The sequence below is a fragment of the uncultured Limnohabitans sp. genome (assembly GCF_937889215.1).
Taxonomy (GTDB): domain Bacteria; phylum Pseudomonadota; class Gammaproteobacteria; order Burkholderiales; family Burkholderiaceae_C; genus Limnohabitans_A.
Window position 1 is genome coordinate 1 of the sequence record NZ_CALBEX010000162.1, and the last position, 6,411, is coordinate 6,411.

The window sequence follows — 6,411 nt, forward strand, 5'->3', positions numbered from 1 at the left end:
GTCACGGTTTTGGCGCGCTTGTCGCTGACCACCTTGCCAATCAAGGTGCGCTTGAGGGATGTTTTAGCTTCCGTCATGGTCACTCCTTACTTGGCGGCTTGCTTTTGGGCAAGGATGGTTTTGGCACGAGCGATGGAGCGACGGGTTTCGCTCAACGTTCCGGTATTGCCGAGTTGTTGCGTGGCTTTTTGCATGCGCAGACCAAAGTGGGCTCTTTGGAGCGCTTTGATCTCGTCTTTCACACCAGCAACGTCTTTTTGGCGCAGTTCAGCAGCTTTCATTTCTTATTTCTCCTGAATTACTGGCCAATCATGCGTGCCACAAAAGTGGTGCGCAAGGGCAACTTGGCAGCGGCCAATTTGAAGGCTTCACGGGCCAACTCTTCTGGCACGCCTACGATTTCGTAGAGCACCTTACCGGGTTGGATTTCAGCCACGTAGTATTCGGGGTTACCTTTACCGTTACCCATACGCACTTCAGCAGGCTTGGTGGAAATCGGCTTGTCGGGGAACACGCAAATCCAGATCCGACCACCACGTTTGACGTGACGGGAAATCGCACGACGTGCGGCTTCGATCTGACGGGCCGTCAAACGGCCGCGGTCTGTGGACTTCAGGCCGAAGTCACCGAACGCCACCGTGTTGCCACGGGTAGCGACGCCGGTGTTGCGGCCCTTCTGTTCCTTGCGGAACTTTCTGCGAGCAGGTTGCAGCATGTAATTACTCCTTATTGACCGTCAGCTGCTGCAGCTGGCGCGGCGACTGTGCGTACGCGCTTAACGGCGGGTTTGGCATCACCACCTGCGCCGGCAGGCTTGTCGCTGCCGTCGGTAGGTGCTGTGTTGGTGCCTGCGGGACGACGTGGGCCACCACGGCGATCGCCTGCGGGGCGCTCACCAGGACGTGCATCACGGCGTGGACCACGTGGGCGGCGTTCTTCTTCGGCACGTGGCTCAGCCAGTGCAGGCGCGTCGTTGCGACCCAAGGTGTCACCTTTGTAGACCCAGACCTTGACACCAATGATGCCGTAGGTGGTCTTGGCTTCGGAAGTGGCGTAGTCGATGTCAGCACGCAGGGTGTGCAATGGCACACGGCCTTCGCGATACCACTCGGTACGCGCAATTTCGATGCCGTTCAAGCGGCCAGCCGACATGATCTTGATGCCTTGGGCACCCAGACGCATGGCGTTTTGCATGGCGCGCTTCATGGCGCGGCGGAACATGATCCGCTTTTCGAGCTGTTGCGTGATGCTGTCAGCGATCAGCTGCGCATCGATTTCGGGCTTGCGCACTTCTTCGATGTTCACGGCCACTGGCACACCCAGACGAAGCGCGAGTTCTTTCTTGAGCAACTCGATGTCTTCGCCTTTTTTGCCGATCACCACACCTGGACGAGCCGAGAAGATGGTGATGCGGGCGCTCTTGGCTGGACGCTCAATCAGCACGCGGGAAACCGCAGCGTTCTTGAGCTTGGCCTTGAGGTACTCACGCACCTTGATGTCTTCGGCCAGCATGCCGGCGAAGTCTTTGTTGCTGGCGTACCAACGGCTGGACCAGTTACGGCTGACGGCCAAACGGAAGCCGGTAGGATGGATTTTTTGTCCCATGTTTCTTCCCTGGCTTAGTTGCCGACCGTCACATACACATGGCATGTGGGTTTGCTGATACGGTTACCGCGGCCTTTGGCGCGGGCGGTGAAACGCTTGAGCGTGGTGCCTTGTTCGACGTAGATGGTTTTCACCTTCAACTCGTCGATGTCAGCACCGTCGTTGTGTTCAGCGTTGGCGATGGCGGACTCCAAAACCTTCTTGACGATGCCCGCAGCTTTTTTCTGCGTGAATGTCAGGATGTTCAGAGCTTGATCCACTTTTTTACCGCGAATCAAATCGGCGACCAAGCGGCCTTTATCGACCGACAAACGGACGCCCCGGAGGACTGCACGTGTTTCCATGGTCTTTCCTTATTTCTTCTGGACTTTTTTGTCCGCAGGATGACCCTTGAATGTCCGGGTCAGTGCGAATTCGCCCAATTTGTGCCCAACCATCTGGTCGGTCACATAAACAGGAACGTGTTGCTTGCCGTTGTGAACGGCGATGGTCAGACCGATGAAATCGGGCAGAACCATAGAGCGACGCGACCAAGTCTTGACGGGCTTTTTGTCTTTGGTGGCAACGGCTTTTTCAACCTTGGCCAACAAGTGGTGGTCAACGAATGGACCCTTTTTGAGAGAGCGTGTCATTGTCTAACCCTTACTTCTTGCGACGCGACACGATCATGACCTGTGTGCGCTTGTTGTTACGGGTACGGTAGCCCTTGGTGAGGTTGCCCCACGGGTCTACTGCATGACGGCCTTCGCCGGTACGGCCTTCGCCACCACCGTGCGGGTGATCGACCGGGTTCATGGCCACGCCACGAACGGTTGGACGGATACCCATCCAACGCTTGACACCGGCCTTGCCCAGTTGGCGCAGGCTGTGTTCTTCGTTGGCGACTTCACCAATGGTTGCACGGCATTCGATGTGGATCTTGCGAACTTCACCGGAGCGCATACGCACCTGAGCGTAGATGCCTTCGCGAGCCAGCAAAGTAGCCGAAGCACCAGCCGAGCGAGCGATTTGAGCACCCGCACCGGGCTTGAGCTCGATGCAATGGATGGTCGAACCCACGGGGATGTTGCGGATTGGCAAGGTGTTGCCAGCGCGGATCGGGGCTTCTGCGCCCGACATCAGGGTGGCACCGGCTTCAATGCCACGGGGGGCAATGATGTAACGGCGCTCGCCATCGGCGTAGCACAGCAAAGCAATGTGCGCAGTACGGTTAGGGTCGTACTCGATGCGCTCGACTTTCGCCGGGATCGCATCTTTGTTGCGCTTGAAGTCCACCACGCGGTAGTGGTGCTTGTGACCACCGCCTTTGTGGCGAGTTGTGATGTGACCGTTGTTGTTACGGCCCGATTTTTGGTGCTGGGGTTCCAGCAACGGCGCGTAACCTTCACCTTTGTGCAGGTGGTCACGCGTGACCTTCACCACGCCACGACGGCCTGGGGATGTCGGTTTGATCTTGATGACAGCCATGATTACGCGGCCTCCCCGGACAGGTTCAGCTCTTGACCTGGTTGCAGCGTGACATAAGCCTTGCGAACGTTGTCGCGACGGCCAATGGTTTTGCCAAAACGCTTGGTCTTGCCCTTGGTATTCACCACAGACACGCCTTTGACCTCGACCTTGAACATCAATTGCACAGCGGCTTTGATTTCAGGCTTGGTGGCATCCTGCAGCACTTTGAACGTCACAGTGTTGGATTTTTCAGCAACCATGGTGGCCTTTTCGGACACGATGGGAGCCACCAGCACGGACATCAGACGACCTTCGTCAAACTTCACGGCGCTCATGCAAACATCTCCTTGAGTTTGTCCATGGCACCTTTGGTCACGAGGACTTTCTTGAAGTTCACCAAAGACACGGGATCGGCGTAACGTGGCTCAACAATCAGGATGTTGATCAGGTTGCGCGATGCCAAGTACAGGTTTTCGTCGACTTCGTCAGCGATCACCAGCACGTTGTCGAGACTCATGGCCTTGAACTTCGCAGCCAACTGCTTGGTTTTAGGCGTCTCAACCTTGAAGGAATCCACCACAGCCAGACGGCCTTCGCGGGCCAGCTGCGAGAAGATCGAAGCCATACCAGCGCGGTACATCTTCTTGTTGATCTTCTGTGTGAAGTTTTCGTCGGGCATGTTCGGGAAAATCCGACCACCGCCACGCCACAAAGGCGAGGAAGTCATACCAGCACGAGCGCGACCCGTACCTTTTTGTTTAAAAGGCTTTTTGGTGGAGTGGTGAACTTGTTCACGGTCCTTTTGAGCGCGGGTGCCTTGACGGGCATTGGCCTGGTAAGCCACCACGATTTGGTGGATCAGGGCTTCGTTGTATTCACGACCGAACACAGTCTCAGGCGCGTCCACTTTGGAGGCGGCTTGACCTTGGTCGTTCAGGAGTTCGAGCTGCATCAGTTCGCTCCTTTAACTTTAACGGCGGGACGCACGGTCACGAAACCACCTTTGGAACCGGGAATGGCACCCTTGACCATCAACAGGCCACGGGCTTCGTCAACACGGATCACGGCGAGGTTCTGCGTGGTACAAGTCACATCACCGAGGTGACCCGACATTTTTTTGCCTGGGAACACGCGACCTGGATCTTGCGCCATCGAAATCGAACCGGGCACGTTGTGCGAACGGCTGTTACCGTGCGATGCGCGCTGCGATTTGAAGTTATGACGCTTGATCGTGCCGGTGAAGCCTTTACCGATGGAAGTGCCTTGCACGTCCACTTTCTGGCCCACAGCAAACACGGCAGCCACGGGCACAGTCGCGCCTGCGGCGTACTGGGCAGCTGTGTCGGCGGTCACGCGGAATTCTTGAATGATTTCACCGGCTTCAACACCGGCTTTGGCCAAGTGACCAGCGATAGGCTTGGTCACGCGCGATGCCTTGCGGGCACCAAATGTCACTTGCAAAGCGACATAGCCATCGTTCTCTTGGGTTTTGACCTGGGATACGCGGTTGTTAGACACATCCAGCACTGTGACAGGAACGGAATCCCCATCATCAGTGAACAGACGCATCATGCCCACCTTGCGACCCAGCAACCCGAGGGAGTTGCTCAGACTCATTGTTTTCTCCAAAACTTCCACCGAGGCCACTTCAATTGGCAGCCCCGTTTGGTATGTGAAAGACTGTTAATAAATCTCACCCCAAAAGAGGTGAGCCTGAAATTATAGCCCGACTCGCCATTTCTGGCAAATCGGGCGCTATTTCAATTTTTGAATGGCCTTGCAGCCACCCCAAACTGCATCACTGCAGCTTGATTTCGACGTCCACGCCAGCTGGCAGATCGAGTTTCATCAAGGCATCGACTGTTTTATCAGTCGGGTCCACGATGTCCATCAAACGCTGGTGCGTGCGGATTTCCAACTGGTCACGGCTGGTTTTGTTGACGTGCGGTGAACGCAAGATGTCAAAACGCTTCATGCGTGTTGGCAAAGGCACTGGGCCCTTGACAATCGCGCCGGTGCGCTTGGCGGTGTCAACGATCTCGGCAGCGGACTGGTCGATCAGTTTGTAGTCAAACGCCTTCAGGCGGATGCGGATTTTTTGCTTGGATGACATGTCAATTCCTTGTGGTGAGTGTTCTGATCACAGCGCGCAAAGGACAGGCCTTTGCGTCACTGAGCCACAAAAAATTAAGCGATGATCTTGGCCACAACGCCAGCGCCAACGGTACGGCCGCCTTCGCGGATGGCGAAGCGCAAGCCTTCTTCCATCGCAATGGGGTTGATCAACTTCACAGTGATCGACACGTTGTCACCAGGCATCACCATCTCTTTGCCTTCTGGCAATTCGATCGCGCCTGTCACGTCAGTCGTACGGAAGTAAAACTGGGGACGGTAGTTGTTGAAGAAAGGCGTGTGACGGCCACCTTCGTCTTTGGACAAGACATAGATCTCGCCCGTGAAGTGGGTGTGTGGCTTGATTGAGCCTGGCTTGCACAGCACTTGGCCGCGCTCGACGTCTTCGCGCTTGGTGCCGCGCAGCAAAATGCCGACGTTGTCACCGGCTTGACCTTGGTCGAGCAACTTGCGGAACATCTCAACGCCTGTGCAAGTGGTCTTGACAGTGTCTTTGATACCGACGATTTCGATCTCTTCGCCGACTTTGACGATACCGCGCTCGATACGGCCAGTCACCACAGTGCCGCGACCGGAGATGGAGAACACGTCTTCCACGGGCATCAAGAATGCGCCGTCCACTGCACGCTCTGGTGTAGGGATGTAGTTGTCCAGTGCGTCAGCCAACTTCATGATGGCTTCTTCGCCCAATGGGCCTTTGTCGCCTTCGAGGGCCAGCTTGGCTGAACCTTGAATGATGGGGGTGTCGTCGCCTGGGAAATCGTACTTGGACAACAACTCGCGCACTTCCATTTCGACCAGCTCCAACAACTCAGCGTCGTCAACCATGTCGCACTTGTTCAGGAACACGATGATGTAAGGCACGCCAACTTGACGGGCCAACAAGATGTGCTCGCGGGTCTGAGGCATAGGGCCGTCAGCAGCGGAGCACACCAAAATAGCGCCGTCCATCTGGGCAGCACCAGTGATCATGTTCTTCACATAGTCAGCGTGGCCGGGGCAGTCCACGTGGGCGTAGTGACGGTTAGCCGTCTCGTACTCAACGTGGGCGGTGTTGATCGTGATACCACGGGCTTTTTCTTCGGGTGCAGCGTCGATCTGGTCGTACGCTTTGGCAGAGCCACCGAATTTCACGGCCAACACGGTCGTGATGGCAGCTGTCAGTGTGGTTTTGCCGTGGTCAACGTGACCGATGGTGCCCACGTTGACGTGGGGTTTGGTCCG

Annotated in this window: 11 protein-coding genes and 1 pseudogene; all 12 read right to left on the reverse strand. The window is 56.3% G+C overall.

The annotated features are described in order from the left end of the window. Positions 1 to 77: pseudogene (locus tag Q0341_RS04215) on the reverse strand (30S ribosomal protein S17); the annotation flags it as partial. A 9-nt stretch (positions 78 to 86) separates the two neighbouring features. Next, positions 87 to 281 carry a 50S ribosomal protein L29 gene (gene rpmC, locus Q0341_RS04220; protein ID WP_299510816.1) on the reverse strand — a complete coding sequence of 65 codons (195 nt, stop codon included), beginning with the start codon at positions 279 to 281 and terminating at the stop codon, positions 87 to 89. Between the two features lie 17 nt (positions 282 to 298). Continuing rightward, complete coding sequence (gene rplP, locus Q0341_RS04225) at positions 299 to 715, reverse strand: 50S ribosomal protein L16 (protein ID WP_299510817.1); 417 nt, start codon at positions 713 to 715, stop codon at positions 299 to 301. Between the two features lie 11 nt (positions 716 to 726). Further along, positions 727 to 1,605 (reverse strand): 30S ribosomal protein S3, encoded by an 879-nt coding sequence (gene rpsC / locus Q0341_RS04230; RefSeq protein ID WP_108352550.1) that lies wholly within the window; start codon positions 1,603 to 1,605, stop codon positions 727 to 729. A gap of 14 nt (positions 1,606 to 1,619) precedes the next feature. Further along, positions 1,620 to 1,949: a 50S ribosomal protein L22 gene (gene rplV / locus Q0341_RS04235; RefSeq protein ID WP_019426902.1), complete on the reverse strand. Its 330-nt coding sequence runs from the start codon at positions 1,947 to 1,949 to the stop codon at positions 1,620 to 1,622. A 9-nt stretch (positions 1,950 to 1,958) separates the two neighbouring features. Then, positions 1,959 to 2,237, reverse strand: a complete 279-nt coding sequence (rpsS, locus tag Q0341_RS04240; RefSeq protein WP_007847809.1) for a 30S ribosomal protein S19 — start codon at positions 2,235 to 2,237, stop codon at positions 1,959 to 1,961. Between the two features lie 10 nt (positions 2,238 to 2,247). Then, positions 2,248 to 3,072, reverse strand: a complete 825-nt coding sequence (gene rplB, locus Q0341_RS04245) for a 50S ribosomal protein L2 (RefSeq protein ID WP_019426904.1) — start codon at positions 3,070 to 3,072, stop codon at positions 2,248 to 2,250. A 2-nt stretch (positions 3,073 to 3,074) separates the two neighbouring features. Further along, entirely contained in the window at positions 3,075 to 3,389 is a 315-nt protein-coding gene (gene rplW, locus Q0341_RS04250; RefSeq protein WP_089952296.1) for a 50S ribosomal protein L23, read from the reverse strand. Further along, positions 3,386 to 4,006, reverse strand: a complete 621-nt coding sequence (gene rplD, locus Q0341_RS04255; protein WP_019426906.1) for a 50S ribosomal protein L4 — start codon at positions 4,004 to 4,006, stop codon at positions 3,386 to 3,388. Before rplD ends, rplW begins: the two co-directional genes overlap by 4 nt. Continuing rightward, positions 4,006 to 4,671, reverse strand: coding sequence for a 50S ribosomal protein L3 (gene rplC, locus Q0341_RS04260; RefSeq protein WP_299510818.1), 666 nt, complete (start codon positions 4,669 to 4,671; stop codon positions 4,006 to 4,008). The genes rplD and rplC overlap by 1 nt, the downstream gene beginning before the upstream one ends. 181 nt (positions 4,672 to 4,852) lie before the next feature. Then, positions 4,853 to 5,167, reverse strand: a complete 315-nt coding sequence (gene rpsJ, locus Q0341_RS04265; protein ID WP_019426908.1) for a 30S ribosomal protein S10 — start codon at positions 5,165 to 5,167, stop codon at positions 4,853 to 4,855. Positions 5,168 to 5,241: 74 nt separating this feature from the next. Next, on the reverse strand, positions 5,242 to 6,411 hold a 1,170-nt coding region (gene tuf, locus Q0341_RS04270; RefSeq protein WP_299510819.1), incomplete at its 5' end, for an elongation factor Tu.